This is a genomic window from Haloimpatiens massiliensis, assembly GCF_900184255.1.
GTDB lineage: Bacteria > Bacillota > Clostridia > Clostridiales > Clostridiaceae > Haloimpatiens > Haloimpatiens massiliensis.
Genome location: NZ_LT854638.1, coordinates 118,180 through 139,932, shown reverse-complemented (window position 1 = coordinate 139,932; position 21,753 = coordinate 118,180). Strand labels below are relative to the sequence as shown.

Genomic DNA, 21,753 nt, shown 5'->3' with positions numbered 1-21,753 from the left:
TTACTTATCACTCCTACAACATAAAATGTCTTTTGTTCTTATATGTATAAGTGCCATAAAGATTATTGATATAAATAAGCTTATAGGTATTAAATAAAATGCATATCTATATCCTATGGTATCATTAAGCTTTCCTATAACTACACTAACCACCATATTTATTGCAGATGCTGCAGTTACCACAGTACCAGTTATGGCAGATACTTTTTTTGAAAATACCTTGCTTATGGTTAAAACTGTAGTAGGGAAAATTATAGAGAAAAATAATCCTGAAATTGATATTAAAATAAGTCCCTTTTCCCCCATAAAAAGAGCTAAAGTATATATTACAAATGCTATAAATAGAGATTTTATCATCGTATTTACATATCCAAATTTCTCTACCACTGCTCCTCCTAAAAGTCTTCCTAGTGTTAACATTCCAAAGAAAATAGAAAGGTATGTAGCACTGGTTGCTTCATTATATCCATATACGTTTTTAATATAATTTATAAGCCAACTACCCGTTCCCATCTCTGCACAAACATAAAACCCTAATGCAATAATGTAGAAAAATATTAAAGTCTTATCCACTTCTCCACTTTCCTTATTTTGCGATGCCTTATGTACATCCGGAACTTTCAAAAATATAAATATAACTAATAAAATTACAAATGCCACTGCCATATATAAGTAAATATTTCTCCAACTAACTCCTTTATTTATAAGATCTCCTGCCATTTTAGGCCCTACGCTAGCTCCTAAGCCATAACAAAAATGTGTTACATTCATAAGTATCGCTTGAAAACTTAATAGTAACACTGGAATTAATGTATTTACAGCTATGCTTGTAAAAGCTAAACCTAAATTCATTATAAACATACCTAATAACAGAACTTCAAATATACTAGCTTTTATAAATATACCTAAAGAAACTATCATGGTTATTATTCCTATTGATAAAACCTTCTTTTGCCCTACTTTTTCACAAAGCAATCCTCCTATAAATGTAGCAATAACATACCCTAAAGAACCTATAAAAAGAAAAATTCCTATATTAGTATCTTTAACTCCAAATTCTGATTTAAACACAGGGATAAGTACACCCCTTATATTTTCTGATATGGCATTCATAATCATAAGTAAGAATATAAAAAATATTATTATGAATGTACTTTTATTATTTGTTGCTTTTTTCTCCATACTAAAAACCTCCTTCCATAAATAACATTGTATATTAAACTGGTAAAATGTTAAATAAGTATTTAACATCTTTCTGTAAACCTGTTTCAAAATATAATAAAAATAGTTATGTTGATATTATAATGCTAAATAATTTCTTTTTTTATATACTTATTATATAATATTATTAATTGTGAACTAAAAAATATTGTTACTGCTGTTAAATAATTTAAATAAATCTTTTAGTAACTCTTCTTTAGGAATGTTATAGCATCATATTCTATACAGTATACAGTATACCGTATAGAATAATCTTATATTACCAATAAATTTAAATATAGATTTACTTGATATTAGGCACATTCAAATAAATAACAAGTCAGTATGCTAGTCTATTTTGCGTCATACTGCGTCAGCAGAACCCGTCGGTAGTTCTACCAAAGGCAGAACCTGATTCCTTGTCTGACAGAAAATATACCAGCATCTTTGAATTGTTATTTATTTTCATGTACCTTACACGTTGTATTATAGATTGGGGGAGATTTTATTGAAAAAAAAGAATAGATTCAAAACTAAATTGATTATATTAGCTATATTGATTTCTACAATTTTAGGTATATATCTAGGGTATCGGATATTCAAGAAGCCATCAAAAGGAAATAAAACATGGATTCTTCCTAAAATAAATAGTTCTAAAAAAATATTAACTGAAGATACAATTCTAAAATCCATGAGAGATAAAAGTGAACTTATAACCCTAGAAACATCTCTTCAGCAAAAAATTGTTATTGATGACAGCTGGGGAAATTTTTCTTTATTTAAAAAAGTCCAAAACATAAATTTCTTTGGAGATGGAGTGTACTGTGTGGATCTTTCTAAAATAAGTAATGACGACATAAAAGTAGATAATAAAAAGAGAGAAATCACCATAAAGACATCTAAGCCTTATGTAAAAAATATAACCATAGATGAAACTAAAACTGAATATGAAACTGTAGAAAAAGGAATTCTCCGCTTTGGAGAAATAAAACTTGACCCGTCTGAATACGGCGTTATGATGAACGAAGCTAAACTTAGAATGGTTAACGAGATAAAAAAATCTGAAACCTTCAATAGAGCTGAAGAAAATTCTAAAAATGCTATAATTAACTTTTTACAGGGAATATTAAAGAAACAATCTTTTGAATCATATAATGTTAAGGTTGATTTTAAGTAAAACTCTTTATGCTAAAATATTATCATTTTAATTACTTTAATAACAAGCAATATAAATTTCTTTTACAGCGACTACATAAATAGTTATACTAAAATGTAAAAATATTTACTAAACATAAGTTTAAATTTAAATATTCATATCCAATAATTAACAAAGACACATATACCTCTAATTTAAGAGACTATGTGTCTTTATTAAACATAAATATCCAAAGCATTATAATTATCAATTTTTAAAGGGTTCAATTGACTTAGCATTATACACCACTACAAGATACTGAAAATACCTTATCAATGGTGCCTTTTCTAACTCTTTTTTTGTGTCTTCATTCCCTTCTTGAAAATACTTATAATCCTTTAACTTATAAAAAGGAGAGCCTTTCCCCGATAATCTAAACATCATTAAATCAGATTTCTTAAAAGGTTTTATTAAATCAATTAAATTTTTATTAGCATTAATTTTTATTTTCTCATATTCAACTTCACCGTCATCATTACTTTTTAGCATTAATGTTTCACTATTTTCATAAATAGTTTCAGTAGATAACACCTTGTCTTTCACAGGTGAATTTCCATTATTCATAAAGCTAGCTAAATTATCACCTATTTGATATACATGAAATGCTCCAAAATGACCATAATATTTACCTTTTTCTAGCGTTGAATATAATCTATTAAAATTCTCATACATTCTTTTTTCACGATACTTCATAGCATCATCATTCATTCCCCCCATTGCCAGCCAATGAAGGTTGTAATATAAATTATCAAGCACATATGTGAATTCCTTAAAGTCTTCTTTAATAAATTTTTTATATAAATTTTCATTTTCCTTAATATCATTTTTTACTCTTAAAACACTTTCCTCTAATTTTAAATATGAATAGTATGGATCTTTTTTAAAATTTTCAAAATCATTATTAAGCTCCATAGTAGTTTTTTGAGCTTCTGGTGGAATTTCTAATTTACTAGTAATTGTATTCAAGTATTCAAAGTATTCAAATGGATTAGCATTTATATCTATACCTATTACTTTAATCTTTTCCTTTTCAGATAACTTACTATTGAATTTATATATTTCTTCCCACTTCTTATAAGACTGCTTATTAATAAACTGGGAATATCCTGAATTCTTTATTAACCTGTCTAAACAAGACTTGTCTCCAGTTTTTAAATATTGATTTAGAATGATAGAATTACAATAGTTAGTTTCCACCAAATAGTATTTTATGTTCGCTTCTTTTTTAAAATATTTGAGAAATTTTAAGTCTAAGTCATCATTCACATTTACTTTATGGTATTCACCTGTTAAAAACACTTGATTATTTTCTAAATCCTCTTTTAATATATTAAAAGTAGAAAAATCATCATTATCTTTTATATCAAGACTTGTACTATTCTTTTTTAACCACTTTTCTTCACTCATATCTTTAGATGATAAACTAAAGATAGCTATTAAAATTAAACTTGTTAATATAGTCACACCAAATATAACCTTAGATTTTTTCATAAACCTCTTCGCCCCTTCTATTTACAAATATGTCTTGGAAATTCTTCATTTAAACATCATATACTATTTTGACTAATTTACCTATGTCTAAATGCTATCATACATAAAATAAAAAAAGTATCAAAAACTGCCATATTTCCTCAAAAAAATATATACATAATAATACAAAATATTTGCATTATTATGTATATGTTTATATCCTTCTATAACTAAATTTAATAATCACATATAAAGATAGATCTGTAAGTAAAAAACTTTATATCTCCGGATACTTCCCAGTAAAACATCCAGTGCAAAATCCCCCATTATGTTTAAGTTCACTTTTAAATCTTTCAAAACTTAAATATTCAAGGCTATCTGCTCCTATGTACTTTTTCATTTCTTCTCCAGAAAAATTGTTTTCTATTAACTCTTTAGAAGTTTTTATGTTTATCCCATAGGGACAAGTATATTTGATTTTAGGGGAAGCTATGCGTATATGAACTTCTTTTGCACCAGTTTCTCTTAGGGCTTTTACTATTACCTTCATAGTATTGCCTCTTACTAGAGAATCATCCACTACAACAACTTTTTTATTGTATACTTTTTCTTTTAATACACTAAATTTTAGTCTAAGTAAATTTTCTCTATTATTATCTACTATAAAAGTTCTACCTATATATTTATTTCTTACAATAGCTCTCTCATACGGAATAGAAGCTTCCTTTGAGTATCCTAAGGCATAAGAAATTGCTGAATCTGGTATTCCTATTACCACATCACACCTTGCTGGATGCTCCCTAAATAACAATTTTCCTGTTTCTTGTCTAAAAGCATTTACATATATGTCATCTATAATACTGTCTTCTCTACTAAAATAAACATATTCAAAGGCACAGGTGCACAATTTGCAGATATTAGACACCATTGTACTTTTCATTCCCTTTTCATTTATTATTATAAGTTCTCCTGGTTTTACATCCCTTAAAAATTTTGCTCCTAAAGAATTTAAAGCACAACTCTCAGAACAAGCTATGTAGCTTTCTCCTAATTTTCCTATACATAGAGGTCTTATACCCATAGGGTCTCTTAAAATCATTAGCTCTTTATCTAGTAGTATTAATACACTATATGACCCTTTAAGCTGTTCCACTAGCTTTGTTACAGTTTTTTCTATACCTAGATGTAAATTTGCTTTTATTAATTTACCTATAACCTCTGAATCACTATTGCTTTTAAAATATTCTCCAGTTAAAGATTCTCTAATTTCACTAGCATTTGTTATATTTCCATTATGCACTACAGCAAAGCTTTTAGAATTTACTTTGTCTAAAAACGGCTGTGCACTGCTAATACTAGGCTTTCCGCAGGTAGAGTATCTTACATGCCCAATGGCTACATTGCCCTTTATTTCATTTAAAATTTTCTCATTTAATACTTCTGAAACCCTACCTACATTCTTGTACATATAAGTTCCATTGGCATTAGCATATGCCACTCCACAGCTCTCTTCCCCTCGATGCTGAAGTGATGAGAGACCAGCATAAATTGAAAGGCCCATGTGTATATTGTCTCTGTCTTCTGCATATATTCCAAAAACTCCACACTCTTCTTTAAACTTGTCCTCACCAGTCATGCTAGTCTCCCCCTTATTTCTTAAATTGATTATTGATTATTAATTCAACTTTTGCAGTTATAAAATAAAAATATAAAATTTACAAATAAGTAATAGGTATTACTTCTTACTTTGTATAGTGTAGAACTTAAAATTTATATACGAAAGTTGAGTTATTAATTTTACATTCTACATTAATACTAGTCATCTTCTCTTAAAACATTTATATTTTTACCTTCTAAAACCTTGTTCATGTTTCTTACTGCACACATTTTTCCGCACATTGTACAAGTGTGTTCATCATGAGGCATAGATTCTGCTCTATATTTTCTTGCCTTTTCATCATCTATAGCTAATTTAAACATTCCTTCCCAATCAAGCTTTTGTCTTACATCCGCCATTTGGTTATCCCAATCTCTAGCTCCTTTTACACCTTTAGCTAAATCTCCAGCATGAGCTGCTATTTTAGTTGCTATTATTCCCTCTTTCATATCCTCAAGATTTGGAAGTCTTAAATGTTCTGCTGGTGTTACATAGCATAAAAAGTCTACTCCTGCTCCTGCTGCAATAGCTCCTCCTATAGCACTAGTTATATGATCATAGCCTGGTGCTATATCTGTAACTATAGGTCCTAGTACATAAAATGGCGCTTCATAACATAATTTCTTTTCTAATAAAACATTTGCCTCTATTTCATTTAAAGCCATATGTCCTGGCCCCTCTATCATAACTTGTACATTTCTAGCCCAAGCTCTTTTTGTAAGCTCTCCTAAAATCATTAATTCCATTATTTGAGCTGGATCTGTTGAATCATCTATACATCCTGGACGACAAGCATCTCCTAGGCTTAGAGTTACATCATATTTTTCGCATATATCTAATATTTTATCGAAATACTCATAGAATGGATTTTCTTGTGAATTTAATTGCATCCATGCATATAACAAAGATCCACCTCTTGAAACTATGTTCATACGTCTTTTATTTCTCTTAAATATTTCAGCAGTTTCCCTTGTAATACCTGAATGTATAGTCATAAAGTCCACACCATCTTCAGCATGCTTTTCTATAACTCTTAAAAGATCTTCTACAGATAAATCCTTAAGTTCTTTGTCATAAAATCCTACTGCATCATACATAGGCACTGTTCCTATAATAGCTGTAGACATGCCTATTAATTTTGTTCTAAATTCCTCTGTCTTTCCAAAGCAACTTAAATCCATTATAGCTTCAGCTTTCATATCTATTGCTTTCTTAGCCTTTTCTAATTCCAAATCCACATTGCAGCAATCCTTAGATATTCCCAAGTTTACATTTATTTTAGTCTTAAGTCCTTTACCTATGCCCTCCGCATCTAATGCTTTGTGATTTTTGTTAGCAGGTATAACTATTTTTCCTTCTGCAATTAATTCTCTTAACTTTTCTACCTCCATATTTTCTTTTCTAGCTACAGTTTTCATTTGATCTGTTATTATGCCCTTCTTAGCAGCGTCCATTTGAGTTGTATAATTCATATTTACCTCTCCTTATCTCTTTTTATAATAAAAAAAGGAAGCATCTCTGCTTCCTCATAATAATAGGCTATACTAATAAAAAAACACACAATGTAGAAGTTGTGTGCTTTAAGCTATTAATAAAAGCGGTACTTCCCTACGTTAGAATTAACTAATTCAGGTTATGAGGGTTAGAGAAATATCTCAATCTCAGCCTGCCATGGCAAGCTCCCCTAGTAACAAGTGTATTCAATTTTAGTTTAATCTTCTATAAAAATTATAACATAGCTGCAATTCTATTACAACAATTTATGGCTTTACGTTAACTAACATAAACCAACATAATTTTTCAGTTTATACTACAACTCCTAGTGCCATAGACATAAACTATAAATCTACAATTAAGCTATATTAGTTTTCAAACTTAACTGTTTTAAGATAATACGCTCTACTTCTTTCATATCATGTTCACTAAGCATATCTCCAGAATTCAAAATTTGAGACTTATCAATTATAGTTAACTGCTCAGCCATTATAATATTCCCTTTTGCAGCTATATTATATTCTTGGGATAAAGCTGTATGTACAGGCATCTTATTCTTATTTTTACTAGTTATAGGTAGCACAATAGTTGTAGTTGAAAATCTATTTCCAGTATTGTTTTGCACAATAACTGCCGGCCTTTTCCCCTTTTGGCAGCTACCATTTCCACTTTCAAAATTAACCCAAACTAATTGACCTCTTTTAATTTTCATAAACAATCCATCCTTTCTGTATAATGAGGTGTTATGAAGCTTTCTCAAACCAAACACCTCATTTTTATACATTACTTTTCTTAAATAACTGACTTTAGTTGTCTACTATACGTGTCTATTAACTTACTATATTTATCTAAAATCATTGAATTTTCTATGTCCTCTATGGCAAAATATACATACCCTAAGTCATTGTGAATTTTCTTAACATCTATACTATTTAATTTTGAAAAATTATCTTTAATATATTCATCAAATACAAAGTCTTTTAAAACATCCCTTAACCCATCAGCCTTATTCTTTAAATTTCTTTTAAATACACTACTCATCCCAAGGATCATTGTCGCTTTCATCTACTCCATAATCATCAACATCACATTGATATTCAAACTCCTCTCTTGACATACTTCCTCCTTCATTCCTATATTCTCTCCAGCTTTCATCTCTATCTTCTCTACACATTTTTAAAACTTCCTTTCTTTTAGTTATATCTTTGCTACAATTTGATTGTACATCAAATCACTTTTTGACCTCACTTTGGTCAATCTCCTTCCAACCCAAGACTTCCTTAACCCAAAGGGGGAAATCTCCTAAAAATGTGCTAAATATTTAAAATAAGTGAAACAAAAAAGGCTACTTAAAGTTTATATTTGAAACTTTAAGCGGCCTTTAATATTAACTATTCTTTAATTTTCTTTCCATCATTTTGTTATGATTACTATGAATTCCTACCTTTTTATGATCACTTTGTTTTTCCATATTACTTCTTATTTCTTCAAAATCATTTTTAAAAATCCTATTAACTTCATCCTTATCATCAATTATAAGAAAATTAATATTTTCATGCTTCTCTTTTAACTCCATCAGTTCGCCTAAATTCAAGGATTCATTCATAAGAATTAATAATATTTTATCGTGAGCTGGAAGTTTTTCAATCAACGAACCTATTAATTTATATTTCATTGAATTATCCATAGAGAAATTCTTTAAAGACACCGTTGTACCATAATCTTTACTATTGGCATCTACCGCTAACGCACAATAGACATATCTGTTTCTTTTTTGTACTAAACTTAACCTAGTTTCCTTCTCTAATCTCTTAATGGTCTCTTCATTACTTTTCTTATTTAAATAAAATATATCAATATTGTACCAGTTTTTGTAATTAGTGTTGACAAATTCTATTATTTCATTATCATCTATATGGCTAACATTTTTATTATATATCTGGTAACACCTAGTGTTACTATACTTTACTCCAAAATTACTTTGTATATAAGTATCTACGCGCTCTATACTCCACCTTAAATAAGGCATTCCCGCACTTAAAGGAGTATTTTTCAAAACCTCTTTTAATTTTGTATTTTCTTCATCAGTTAACTTATTTTTTCTTGATTTAACATTAATATAGTACTCCCTTTTAGAATATGCTTCTAAAAACTTCTTTTCCATTCTGTAAAAAGTACTTCTTGAAACATCATATTTTTCCATAACTTCGCTCTTAAATTTATTGTTCACATATATATCCTTAAACATATTAAGTTCCAGTCTTTTCTTTGTAGATAGCTCTCTATCTTTTAACTGATGAAGAATATATTTACTTATTAATTCTCGTTCTATTGGTTCAATTTTACTCATAATATTTTCTCCTTATAATAAAATTATAGAGTTAAAATACATGATTAAACATTGGCAATTAAATCCTTTATAACTTCTCCACCTATTATAAGCCCTGCACAAGAAGGCACAAAGGATATGCTTGAAGGCATTCTTCTGTTTTCATCCGTATCATCAAATCCACACTCTTGAAGTTTAGGCTGAATAGGCATTTCCTCTGAATAGAGAACTTTAAGTTTCTTTACGTCCCTGTCCTTTAGCTGCTTTCTCATAACTTTAGCTAGTGGACAAACTTTTGTTTTATGTATATCGCTAATTTTGAATCTAGTTGGATCTAGTTTTTTACCTGTACCCATAGAACTTATAATTTTAACATCATGCTCATAACACCACTGCGCTAAATCTATTTTAGATGTAACTGTATCTATAGCATCCACCACATAGTCTACATCCTTAGTTACAAGCTCCGGTATATTCTTCTTATCTATAAAAACTTTGTGACATAGCACATGGCATTGTGGATTTATATCTAAAATTCTATCTTTCATAACTTCCACTTTTGCCTTACCTATAGTTGAATGAAGCGCTATTATTTGTCTATTTATATTAGTTATATCAACTACATCTTTATCTACCAAAACTATAGTGCCAACTCCAGCTCTTGCTAATGCCTCACATACAAAACCGCCTACTCCACCTACTCCAAGTACCATGACTTTACTATTTTTTAATTTATCTACTGCATCTTTGCCTATTAAAAGTTCTGTTCTAGTGAACATGTTATCCAAAATAATCACTCCAGTTCTAATTATATAAATATCTTTAACTTATTATTTACCACAGAAAACAACATATGTAGTAAAATTCTTATTTAATTAATTGAACATAATATTATAACTATGCCACAAAAGTATTACATTACTTGAATTATGAAATTTCTCTGTAATGAGTTGCATAAGAAGCAAAGGAGATATTTAAATTTAATTTATTGTTCCGAGCTCTTATGCAAGTCATGGAGGAGAAATTTCATAATTCCACTACATTGTACCTTTTTTGTGGTTTAATCATATTATCCATTGCTAAAAATAACACATGAAATATAGTTTCAAATCCTATTTTAACCTAAAAATTCACTGCATTCCATAACATTATATATAATAAATATATGGTAATGATTTAAAAACTACAATTTAGAAATAATATTATAATATGCTGAATTATAATATGAAAAATGATAATGAGGTGATTTTTATGTTGATTAGATTAATTAAAAACGGAATTAACTACTATAATCATAATAAATGGACTAGAGAGCAAGTTCTTTTGTATAGTCAAAAGAACTTTAGATATATATTAAAATACGCATATAAGCATAGCCCATTTTATAAAAATTATTACACATGGAAAGGAATCAAATACAAAGATTTAGATGATATACCTATAAATGAAATTCCTGCTCTAACCAAGGAACAAGTAAGAAATAACTTTTATAAAATTTCCACTGTTCCCATGGATTCATATATGGTTAAACAAGCTATTAAAAGCTCTTCTCTTCTTCCAAAGGTAAAAAATAATTATTTAGTTCATACCTCCGGGAGCACAGGGGTTCCTACTAACTTCCTATATGACAAAGGGGCCTTAGATACGCTGGAAGCTAATTTTGTTAGATTAAGCATAGAAGGTGATAATCCCGTATCCCTAAAAGACTTTCCTATAAAAAGCCTCTATATAGCTCCTGTTGGAAGCGGCTACGCTTGCACAGCTCTTGCTGTATATGGTATGGAAAGATATAAATGTAAAAGCATTATTATAAATGCCCAAAATCCTCTAAGTCAATGGAAGGAATCCTTAAAAAATTTTAATCCTTGCTATATATCTGGCTATCCATCTTGTTTAAATATAATATCCTCCTTAGTGGAAAATAAAGAATTAAATCTTCATCCCAAGAAAATAATTACTGGTGGTGAACCCCTTACAAAAGAAAATTCCTTATACTACCATGAATTGTTTAATGCAGATGTAATTGACTATTACGGTTGCACTGAGTCTATATGCATAGGCGCATCTACTAACTACTACAACGGCATGTACTTATTTGATGATTTGAATTATATAGAAAAAGATGATGAAAATAGACTAACTATAACTCCTCTTTATAACAAAGCATTCCCTCTAATAAGATATAAACTTACGGATATGGTTCTGAATTTTACCAAAAGAAACTCTGGTCCATTGCCCTATACACACATAGATAAGATAATGGGAAGACATGAAGAACTCATGTGGTTTGTAACCGAAAATGGAAATAAAGATTTTTTACATCCTCTTTTTTTGGATGATTTAAACGTAAAGGGAATACTAAAATATCAGTTTATTCAAGTAAATGAAAATAAATTTATTCTAAAATGTGTACGTTCATCTAGAGATGCAGATTTTTTAAGTAAAAAAATAATCTCTCAAATAAACATATTCCTAAAAAATAAAAATATGAAAAATGTGAAATACTCTATAGATTTTGTAGATAGCATACCTATAAATCCTAAGACCGGCAAGAGTAAACTGGTTATAAAAGCTTTAAGTAAAAATTAAGCATAAATTGCTCTTCAATTTATGCTTAATTTTTATTTTGTCATATTGAACAATGCAGTAAAATACCCATATATAAAACTATTACCTTATATCAATTATCCATCATTATTTAATTAAATAAATGAAATTTAAACCTACAGTAAAGCTTAATTCCTATCCATAAAACTAAAAGTGTTATACCTATTACAATAAAGCAATCAGAAACTTTATAATTAAACTTAGGTACTCGATATTCACTAGGAGGAAATATCATTCTTTTAGAATAGTTCTCTATATATTTGTAAATATGCTCCTTATATTCATATTGCACAACCCACTTTCCATTTGTTGCTGCTACTGTAGAACGATCATATGAACTTGGTGAATTAGCCATTTGTTTAGCATCATTAGGAAATACTATTTTAGCCTTCTTTATATCAGATGGATAACAATAATTACCATATATCCCCATTTCTCCATTTTTTATAATTTTACTTTGTAATTCAGAAATATCTTCAATTTTAAATATAGCAAAATAATTAATATACTTATAGTCTTTTATAATTTCATCTATTTTAATTAACTCATCTTCTGTAATTGAGTTTTTATTTTCAATAATCTCCAGAACCCCTTTTGTTAATATTTTTTGTTCATTATGAAACTTTAAATCCTTTTGAGTCATAAAGACATATGAACTAACTCCTATTAACATACAAGTTATAGCTACAATAAAAATAAATTTAATAAATCTCCTTTGTTTATGAAAAATTTTAAATAAACCACTTGTAATTACACTAGTATCTCCAAATCTCTCATAAGCTATTTTTAGACTTTCTTCCTCTGTCTTTCCTTGTTTTTTTAATTCATTTACTGTTTCAATAAGATGGGATTTCATCTCTTCCTTTAGTTCATCTACTTCTTTTGACTTTCCATTAACCCCTTTATAAAGAGAATCAACAAATTCTTCAATACTCACCATACCCTAAATCCCCCCTAAAAATCTATTCATTATATTATTTAAAAAAACCCACTCTTCCTTTTTTTTACATAAGTACTCTTTGCCTTTAATTGTGTTTTTATAATATTTACGCCTACCTCCGCCGCTTTGTCCATCATACCAATATGATTCTACATAATTATTTTTCTCAAGTCTTTTTAAAGCTAAATACAGCGTACCCTCTTTTAACTCAAAATTCTCTTCGCTTACTTTTCTTACAGTTTGTGCCAATTCATAACCATACATGGGTTTTTCATTAAGCAAGCACATTAAGATTGTATCTATACACCCTTTTAATAACTCTTTATCAATTTCCATTATTTTCACCTCCCATGTATACTATAACATTAGGTACTCTATAATGCAATGTACTTTATAATAAAAATATAGGATTGGATAATCCTATATTTTTATATTCTCTAGCTAAAATATAATTACTTATTTTTCTAAATTCTTATAATATCGTCTATATTTGATAACAGCTCTTGAACTTCCTGAACCGTGGCATCTCCCATGTGTCCTATTCCAAAAGTCTTTTCTTTCAACTTGCCATAACCATTGGATATAGCGAATCCTCTTTCTTTTAATTTCTTGTTTAACCCTTCTATATTTACATTTCTAGTATTTTTAATAACTGTTATAGTTTTAGATAAATGATTCTTATCTCCAAATATCTCAAAATTCTTTTCTGCCCAGCTTTTAACCACTTTAGACATTTCCTCGTGTCGCTTATATCTGTGATCTAAACCTTCTTTTATTATATTATCTAATTGATAATCTAGTCCATACATATAAGATATTGCTGGGGTAAAAGGATATTGGCACTTATTTCTTATAGCGTGCTCATATATATTAAGTAAATCCAAATAATATCCTCTATGAGTTATTTTATTTGCTCTTTCTATAGCTTTTCTGGAAAATGAACACATGGACATACCCGCAGGTAGCGCTAATGCTTTTTCAGTAGATGTTATACAAATATCTATACCTAACTTATCTACTTCTATCTTAGTACCACCAAAAGAACTTACTGCATCCACACACCACACTATTTCTGGATACTTCTTTATTATACCTTCCATTTCCTCTATAGGATTAACAATCCCTGTAGAAGTCTCATTGTGAGTTATAGCCATTAAATCATATTTTCCAGTGGATAAAACTTCATCTACAAATTCTGCATTAATAGCTCCTCCCCACTCTATTTCATATAAATCAACTGGTATATTGTTAGCTGTTGCTATTTCGTACCATCTGTTTCCAAAATTACCTATAGAAAAAATAGCTGCCCTCTTTCTAGTACAAGAACGTACAGCACCTTCCATAAGTCCGCTACCTGAAAATGAAGACAATAATATAGCCTCGTCCGTATTAAATATTCTTTTTAACTTATAAACTACCCTTTCTTGAAGCTCACAGGCATTTTCACTGCCATGTCCTACCAAAGGCATAGCCATTTTCTGCAATACTTCTTCCTTAACTTGTGCTGAGCCAGTCATAAATCTTTTCTTATTCATATACAACCCCCACATTCTGACAAATGCCAGTTTTTATTCATTTCTTAAAATTGAATATAATCCCACATCTAAATTTTATCACTTTGTTTAAATTTTCTCAACATTTGAAAAAGCTCAGTTTGTGTCAAGTTCTAGTGGGCAATTTTATTTTCTAAAATTTTATCCATTATAATATAGTTTTTGAATTTACTTTTACACTTTTTTAAATTTAATATTTCTAGCCTATATAAGGGGCTACGCCCCAGCCCGAAAGGGCGCACTTCACCTACATAATTTTATACTTTTATTAAATAAATCCTAAGTCATTAAACCCTTTATTTTCAACTAAGGCTCTTATTGCCTTGCGACCATTTGTATTGGCGCAGCCTGTAAATGGCATCTTCCCTTGGTGTATTGGGTATACTTTGCCTTTACCAACTTTCTTATTTACATCAGCTGCTGTTAATGTAATCATTTCTGTTATTTTTTCTAGCTCATCATCTGAAATAACACTAGAACACATTTCATTTACTACATTGTATATTCTTCTACTTGCCTTTTCAGCTAGTATTTTAGCTAAATTATTAGCACCTCTAATTGACCAACTCATTTTTCTTCCTTTCATTCTTTGAGCTAATACATCACAGATATTATGCTCCATTGTGCCTAAATTTCTGTATTCTAATCCTTCCGGCGCCTTCGGCATTTTAATTTCTTTCCTTAGCTTATATGGCTTTAATCCTATCTTGTTATCAAAAAAATACATGTATAGCTTTTCTAATTTCTTAAATTTATTTTCATCGTCACTATACTTAATCATTAGATTTGTTATATACTCAAAGCTTTCTTCTACTTTTCCTTCATTTAACATTTTTATTAATTTATGAGCTTCTTTTTTATCTTGTATGGCTCTTATTATAGCCTGACTTCTATGAAATGGATCTAGTTGAAAATACACACCTTCTTCTCCTAAACTTTGTTTTATCCATGATGCTCCATCTCCATTTAAAATTCTTGTATCTATTTCATCTATATTATAAATTTCAGCAATACTAGCATCACTAAGCTCTTTAAATTTTTTACTACTATCAAAACTAGCCCAAGCTATTTTATTTTCAACTACATAAGCATCTTTACTACCATTTCTCTTCTTCCAGCCTTCATAGCTTACTCCAAGCTTCAGTTCTTTCTTTTTAGACTTTTTTCCTTTAGGTCTGTCTTTTCCTTGGATGCTCAACCAGATTCCATCCATTTCTTGAAACAAAACTTCAACTTCTTTCTTACCATTTAACTTTCCTATTTTGTTTAATAATATTTTTCTTTCTTCTTTTTCCTCTATTTTAGAACCTAGTTTTTGTACTACATTCCATACTGCCGTATGGCTGATTTCTTGGTTAGTTAGCTCTTTAATATTTTTTGCAGTGTTCCTATAAGAAACATTAGTCACATTATCTACCATCTTTTCTACTAATGTAGTTGAAATATGTCCTATTGTATCCATTTGCAAATATTCATCTAATAAAAATTTATAAGCTATTTTACCATCATCAGTTTTATACTCATATATACGTCTATCAAACTCTATATTTCCCATGATAGTTTTTAAGCAGGTATGTTTAAAACCTTTATTTCTATAAACCTTAGTATCTCTTTCATCCAACAACCTTCGGTCTAGGTGCGTTAGCACCTTTTTCATGAACCTACATGCTTCCTCACATGCATATTTATATATTTTTTTCTCTAAATCATTGAAAGTTATTGCTTTATCATTTAAACTTATAATGTACATAATATCACCCATTTCTGTATAGTCTCTTCAACTTACATTATAATGGATATATTATGTACATGGGAGATACTTTTTGTATCTCCTTTATTTTTTTAAACAGTAATTACTACTACCTTCGCCTACTAAAATTATACTCTAAGAAAAGCTCAAAGTAATGCATGTAAATATAATAAAGAAGGTGATTTTACACCTTCTTTATTATGCATAAATTACCATTAATTTTTTTAAATTCTATGCCTGATCTAACCCTGCGACTACTTTATCATAAACATCGATATCACACTTATAATTTTTAAAGTGTTTACACTTCGCGCAGCTTTTGCTCATACTACTTCCAACACTGGAAACTAATCCACCCTCCGTTGGAGAAAATTCAGGACAGTTACTTCCCACACTCATAAGTTCGAACATATTAGACATTTCAGTCATATATACATCTGGTTAAGAAACTTGTAAAACTTAACCCTACTGGTTCTAAAAACAAGTACAAATGTACTCATATTAGATAATTCGCACTTATCACACCTTATGGTGGCTTAAAGCCTTGGATGCACCAGTTCGTAAAATCATTTAAATTTTTCAATTTAAAATTATTTACTATCCTACAACCGTATTTTAAAATTTTACAATGAAAGAATATTTAACCCTCATTTTTGATAAAATGCATGCTCTATTTTCATAGGATACATACATTTGTGATTAAATATTTTTTATATTATAGTATGCCCCCTTTGAAATCTTTTATTAGCTATATTATAAAATTTTAAAATACGGTTGTTTTAATAAATTATCTAATGCACATTTGTAATATTTTTAGAATGTTCACATAAGGTCGTTACTCCTATGCAGTTCTTTTATCCGATGACTACCTGCCGTAACACTCCCACTTCTAACAAAGTGGGAGATAACGGCAGCTACGTCCCTGGATAACGATCTCTAACCTTCAGTTGGAGTAAAAACTCCATCTGAAGCTAAGAGCTCTGTTTATGAACTTCTTATACTTTCATATAAGCACAGACTATATCACAATCCTAATTATTTAGGATCCTCCCCATTTCCCCTCACTTGAAGGTACGAGATTACTCTCTAGTCGTTGAGCCTTTTCCTTTTCGGAACTTGGTTGCTGATTACCCATTGTCACCGTGTTTAGGATTTAACCTTGCACTATCTACATTATTTTTTCTACTTTCGTAACCTTCACGCTTAGACTTATTTCATTCCTACGTTGTGGTTAATGTAGCTTTAGGGACTTCCAGCACTTAAAGGAGTTTTGGATGCTTTTTTAAACACCACTCTACACTCTTTACGAATGTAGGGAGCTTTTAATAAAATATATACATTTAACTATGATTGTGTCTATATGTTTATATTTTATACAACTATTAGTTGCTCCTTTCTATTTATTATATATAAATTAATATTTCAAGTTTTATTAACAAATTTAATTTTGTCTTATTTCTTCTCTAATCTTATCAAATAAGTCTTTAATGCATCTTCCTCTTACAAAATTAGCACAATTATTGCAACTCTCTGCTAATTCACTAGAACTAGACATAAAACCTGTGTTTCTTGAAACATATCCTGGACAATTTTGCCCTATGCGCATCTTTAATTCATTAGAAACCATAAACACAAATCCCCTTTCTTCTACTTTCATTGAATATTAGACCACTAAGTATACAAAATTTTAAAACATTCCTTTTCTTTTAGCATTAAAATCTTAAAATTTTGCACCACTTCCATCTATATTTACACTTATTATTTGTATTTTTTCTATATTTAATTCAAAATATATTTATTACGTTTAATGATTAACCCACAAAAAGCATTATATTACTTGAATTATGAAATTTCTCTGGAATGACTTGCATAAGAAGCGAAAGAACTGTTTAAATTTAATTTTAGAAATTCTTCTTTTAGACAGATAAAATTATCGTAAGCCTTAAAAGGACGCCAGGCTAGCGAACCTGAGACAAGACGCTGAATGTGAGCGTTAGATAATTTTATATGGATAAAAGATTAGAATTTCTTAAATTAAATTTATTGTTCCGAGCTTTTATGCAAGTCATGGAGGAGAAATTTCATAATTCCACCACATTGTACCTTATTGTGGGTTAATCGTTTAATAAGATTTTATGAAAACCTCAGTTCGTTTATACACTAAATAGCATCTGAAAATATAATGATTTCTATAAAAAAATTATAAAGTATAAGAGCTATTACTAAATTTATAAAAAATTTAATAATAGCTCTTATTACTCAATTTAATTTAATATAGAAAAAACCTAAAAATAAATATTAGATATCATATACTTCAGCGTATTTTTTATTTAAATATTCTATGAAATACTTAGCTTTTAATTCTTCACCTGTAACCATTTTAATCAATTCTGAAGGCTTGTATACAGCTCCATGCTTATGAACATTTTCCTTTAGCCAACTATGAATTACACCAAAGTTTCCTTTTTCTATTTGCTCATCTAGATCCTTAATATCATCTCTCATCTTATTTAAGAATTGAGCTCCATATAAATTTCCTAAAGCATAACTTGGGAAATATCCAAAATCTCCTCCCGCCCAGTGTACATCCTGAAGAACTCCTTCAGAGTCAGTAGAAGGTTCTACTCCTAAATATTCCTTATATTTTTCATTCCAAACTCTTGGCAAGTCCTTAACTTGGATTTTTCCATTTATAAGCATTTTCTCTATTTCATATCTTATTATTACATGAATACTATAAGTAAGTTCATCTGCTTCTGTTCTTATAAGTGATGGTTCTACTAAATTTATAGCCTTAAAAAACTCTACAAAAGGAACTTCTTTATATTCTGGGAATCTTTCTTGAAGTATAGGATAGAAGTATTTCCAAAATTCTTTTCCTCTGGCTAAAATATTTTCATAAAATCTTGACTGGGACTCATGTATACCCATAGATGCTCCTGAGGCTAATCCTGTTGCTCTTAGACTGTCAGGTACGTCTTGTTCATATATAGCATGACCACCTTCATGTATGTTACTTAAAAGTCCGCTTATAAAATTATTTTTAAAGTAATGCGTTGTTATTCTAACATCCTTGTTACCAAATTCAATGGTAAATGGATGCTCTGTTTCATCTACTCTTCCTGCTTCAAAATCATATTCTAGTTTTTCTAAAACTTCTTTTGAAAATTTATCCTGTCTTGCAATGTCTATTTCTTTAGTTAAAATATTCTTATCTACTTTAACACTGCTGTTATTTATTTTGTTCAGTAATGCTATTATGGCATCTCTTAATTCTTTAAATACTTCATCTAACTTCTCAACTGTTATTCCTGGCTCGAAGAAATCTAACAAAGTATCGTATTTATTATCTTTATATCCCCAATATTCTATAAATTCTTTTTTAAATTCCACTATTTTTTCTAAATAAGGCTGAAATATAGAAAAATCATTTTTCTCCTTTGCCTCTTGCCATGCTGACTCTGCATTAGAAGTAAGTATTGTATACTCTTTATATTTATCCTCCGGTATTTTTTTAGTCTGATCATATTGTTTTTTCGCATCTTCTACCATGGCTTTAGTTACAGTATCTAAATCATCAAATTTAGAAAAATAGTCTAAAAATGCTTTCATTTCATTACTGGTAGTGAGCTTATAAAGTTCTCCGGATAAATACCCTAAAACCTCACTTCTGTATGTAACTCCCTTCTTAGGTGCATAAACTCTCATATCCCAATATAGTACACTAGTTGCACAACCTAAATATTCAATTTTTGTTAAATAATCTTTAAATTCTCCAAGCTTTGTTTCAAATTCCATATAATTATAACCCCCTAATTTATATTTGTCTTTCTCTATATATAAATGAGAAAAAATCATTTATTTGCTTATAATTATTTAGTTGTTCCTTCCATAAGATAATACAGATTCTGTCTCTCTGCAATATCTAGTTATTAAGCACTCTGGTAAATTTCTAGGACATCTTTTACACATGCACTTATCTGTTAAAGTATCACACTCGCCTTTTATATATTCTGGGCAACTTTCACAATTTTTAGGTATAACCTTCATTTTAATTCCTCTCTTGTTCTAATATATTTTTATAAGAACTCTTATAAATATAATGTTTATAAAGATTCTTTTTTATTTTGTATTAATGTAATCATTTTGAGATATTACTATATATAACACCTTTAATTATATAATAGTTTTTATATTTTTTCACTTAAAGACTAGAAAATTCCTTAAATACTTTAAAACTATTACTCTGTTAAAGTAATTTATTGTATAATAAAATTACTTTATTATATGATTGGGGGATTCCTATGAAAAATGTAGTTAAAAAGAAAATTTTTAAGACCTATTATATATTAATAGCTTATTATATTGCTTTTATGTTATTTGCTTTTATAATAGACACTCCCTATAATATATTTAATGGATTAAAGTCAATTATTCTAGAATCAGACATACTTGTAACAGACTATATTGCAATTGGTGGCATAGGTGCTACTTTTGTAAATTCGGCTCTACTTTCACTTATGTGTATAGGAATTCTTGTATATGTAGGAATCAAACCTAATGGCTCAACTATAGCTGCCCTATCTACTATAACGGGCTTTGCCTTTTTCGGAAAAAACATTTTAAATGTATGGCCTATTTTTTTAGGAGTATGGCTGTATTCAAAATATCAAAAGGAACCATTTTTAAATTATGTACTTATTGCATTATTTGCAACTACTCTTTCTCCTACAGTAACTCAATTTAAATATTCATCTAATTTTTCTCAAATTGGAGCCTTAATTATAGGAATTTGCTTTGGGGTTATTGTTGGATTCATTTTACCTTCAATAACATCCTATTGCTTAAAACTGCATCAGGGATATAATCTTTATAATACAGGCTTTGCTGCTGGGCTCTTAGGGACTGTACTAATGTCTATACTTAGAGCTTTTGGAATAGATTTTAAAACAAGACTAATATGGTCTACAGGTAATAACTTTCTTTTTGCAATATTACTAATTATACTCTTTACATCCATGATACTTATTGGATATTTGTTAGACAAAAATTCATTTAAAAAGTTTAAAGAGTTATGTAAACAATCTGGAAGACTTATATCTGACTTTTATATAATTTATGGTGATGGTACCGTCTTTGTAAACATGGGAATATTAGGAATATTATCCACACTATATATACTAATAATAGGAGGTGACCTTAATGGTCCTACCATCGGTGGAATATTCACCGTTGCTGGCTTTAGTGGGTTTGGTAAACATCCTAAAAACATCATACCTATAATACTAGGAACAACCTTTTGTTCCCTACTAAATATCTGGAAAATAAATTCACCTCAAATGGTTCTTTCTGCACTATTTAGTACAACTTTAGCACCTATCGCTGGTCACTTTGGCTGGCTATATGGAATTATTGCTGGTTTTATACATGTATGTATAGTAGCCAACACAGGCTTTCTTCACGGTGGATTAAATCTTTATAATAATGGTTTTGCTGGAGGTATTGTGGCTATATTTTTAATACCACTTATAACCTCTTTTAGAAAGGATGATAAATAG

Annotated in this window: 20 protein-coding genes and 1 riboswitch; of the genes, 3 read left to right on the top strand and 17 right to left on the bottom strand. The window is 29.2% G+C overall.

All coding sequences use genetic code 11. The features are described 5' to 3' along the window. Positions 1-1,182: an MFS transporter gene (locus tag C1715_RS05510; protein ID WP_035293368.1), complete on the bottom strand. Its 1,182-nt coding sequence runs from the start codon at positions 1,180-1,182 to the stop codon at positions 1-3. A 526-nt stretch (positions 1,183-1,708) separates the two neighbouring features. Here C1715_RS05510 and C1715_RS05505 point away from each other — a divergent pair. Then, the gene (locus C1715_RS05505) at positions 1,709-2,377 is read left to right on the top strand and encodes a DUF4230 domain-containing protein (RefSeq protein ID WP_102399592.1); all 669 of its coding nucleotides are present in this window, start codon (positions 1,709-1,711) and stop codon (positions 2,375-2,377) included. 225 nt (positions 2,378-2,602) lie between these two features. Here C1715_RS05505 and C1715_RS05500 read toward each other — a convergent pair whose 3' ends face one another. The 8 genes from C1715_RS05500 to C1715_RS05470 all read right to left on the bottom strand — a co-directional run bounded on the left by C1715_RS05500 (position 2,603) and on the right by C1715_RS05470 (position 10,136). Beyond that, on the bottom strand, positions 2,603-3,886 hold the full coding sequence (locus tag C1715_RS05500) for a TraB/GumN family protein (RefSeq protein WP_102399591.1): 1,284 nt from the start codon (positions 3,884-3,886) through the stop codon (positions 2,603-2,605). A gap of 256 nt (positions 3,887-4,142) precedes the next feature. After that, positions 4,143-5,501, bottom strand: coding sequence for an amidophosphoribosyltransferase (gene purF / locus C1715_RS05495; RefSeq protein ID WP_102399590.1), 1,359 nt, complete (start codon positions 5,499-5,501; stop codon positions 4,143-4,145). 179 nt (positions 5,502-5,680) lie between these two features. Then, entirely contained in the window at positions 5,681-6,994 is a 1,314-nt protein-coding gene (thiC, locus tag C1715_RS05490) for a phosphomethylpyrimidine synthase ThiC (protein WP_102399589.1), read from the bottom strand. Between the two features lie 116 nt (positions 6,995-7,110). After that, a riboswitch (TPP riboswitch) is annotated at positions 7,111-7,218 on the bottom strand. Positions 7,219-7,374: 156 nt separating this feature from the next. After that, the gene (locus C1715_RS05485) at positions 7,375-7,728 is read right to left on the bottom strand and encodes a type II toxin-antitoxin system PemK/MazF family toxin (RefSeq protein WP_180964003.1); all 354 of its coding nucleotides are present in this window, start codon (positions 7,726-7,728) and stop codon (positions 7,375-7,377) included. 80 nt (positions 7,729-7,808) lie between these two features. Beyond that, a complete protein-coding gene (locus C1715_RS05480; RefSeq protein WP_102399587.1) occupies positions 7,809-8,057 on the bottom strand; it encodes a hypothetical protein in 249 nt (82 codons plus the stop codon). After that, on the bottom strand, positions 8,050-8,190 hold the full coding sequence (locus C1715_RS19315; protein ID WP_180964002.1) for a hypothetical protein: 141 nt from the start codon (positions 8,188-8,190) through the stop codon (positions 8,050-8,052). The genes C1715_RS05480 and C1715_RS19315 overlap by 8 nt, the downstream gene beginning before the upstream one ends. Positions 8,191-8,403: 213 nt before the next feature. Next, complete coding sequence (locus C1715_RS05475) at positions 8,404-9,366, bottom strand: COG3415 family protein (protein WP_102399586.1); 963 nt, start codon at positions 9,364-9,366, stop codon at positions 8,404-8,406. Positions 9,367-9,410: 44 nt separating this feature from the next. Continuing rightward, positions 9,411-10,136, bottom strand: coding sequence for a tRNA threonylcarbamoyladenosine dehydratase (locus tag C1715_RS05470; protein ID WP_102399606.1), 726 nt, complete (start codon positions 10,134-10,136; stop codon positions 9,411-9,413). Positions 10,137-10,596: 460 nt separating this feature from the next. On the opposite strand from C1715_RS05470, the gene C1715_RS05465 reads away from it, so the two are divergent. Beyond that, a complete protein-coding gene (locus tag C1715_RS05465) occupies positions 10,597-11,934 on the top strand; it encodes a phenylacetate--CoA ligase family protein (protein WP_207654963.1) in 1,338 nt (445 codons plus the stop codon). Between the two features lie 109 nt (positions 11,935-12,043). Here the strand turns inward: C1715_RS05465 and C1715_RS05460 are convergent, their stop codons facing one another. The 8 genes from C1715_RS05460 to C1715_RS19310 form a co-directional block, all read right to left on the bottom strand. Beyond that, a complete protein-coding gene (locus tag C1715_RS05460) occupies positions 12,044-12,892 on the bottom strand; it encodes a permease prefix domain 1-containing protein (RefSeq protein WP_102399585.1) in 849 nt (282 codons plus the stop codon). A gap of 3 nt (positions 12,893-12,895) precedes the next feature. After that, positions 12,896-13,228 carry a PadR family transcriptional regulator gene (locus C1715_RS05455; RefSeq protein WP_035293362.1) on the bottom strand — a complete coding sequence of 111 codons (333 nt, stop codon included), beginning with the start codon at positions 13,226-13,228 and terminating at the stop codon, positions 12,896-12,898. 128 nt (positions 13,229-13,356) lie between these two features. After that, a complete protein-coding gene (locus C1715_RS05450) occupies positions 13,357-14,427 on the bottom strand; it encodes a pyridoxal-phosphate-dependent aminotransferase family protein (RefSeq protein ID WP_102399584.1) in 1,071 nt (356 codons plus the stop codon). Positions 14,428-14,713: 286 nt separating this feature from the next. Further along, a complete protein-coding gene (locus C1715_RS05445) occupies positions 14,714-16,207 on the bottom strand; it encodes an ISLre2 family transposase (protein WP_242971896.1) in 1,494 nt (497 codons plus the stop codon). A 219-nt stretch (positions 16,208-16,426) separates the two neighbouring features. After that, positions 16,427-16,624, bottom strand: a complete 198-nt coding sequence (locus C1715_RS05440; protein ID WP_051931816.1) for a hypothetical protein — start codon at positions 16,622-16,624, stop codon at positions 16,427-16,429. Between the two features lie 1,012 nt (positions 16,625-17,636). Further along, positions 17,637-17,852 carry a hypothetical protein gene (locus C1715_RS05435; protein ID WP_242971895.1) on the bottom strand — a complete coding sequence of 72 codons (216 nt, stop codon included), beginning with the start codon at positions 17,850-17,852 and terminating at the stop codon, positions 17,637-17,639. Between the two features lie 641 nt (positions 17,853-18,493). Then, positions 18,494-19,993: a carboxypeptidase M32 gene (locus C1715_RS05430; RefSeq protein WP_102399582.1), complete on the bottom strand. Its 1,500-nt coding sequence runs from the start codon at positions 19,991-19,993 to the stop codon at positions 18,494-18,496. A 78-nt stretch (positions 19,994-20,071) separates the two neighbouring features. Continuing rightward, complete coding sequence (locus C1715_RS19310) at positions 20,072-20,245, bottom strand: hypothetical protein (RefSeq protein WP_035293358.1); 174 nt, start codon at positions 20,243-20,245, stop codon at positions 20,072-20,074. 254 nt (positions 20,246-20,499) lie between these two features. Between C1715_RS19310 and C1715_RS05425 the strand changes: the two genes are divergently transcribed. Beyond that, positions 20,500-21,753, top strand: a complete 1,254-nt coding sequence (locus C1715_RS05425) for a DUF1576 domain-containing protein (protein ID WP_102399581.1) — start codon at positions 20,500-20,502, stop codon at positions 21,751-21,753.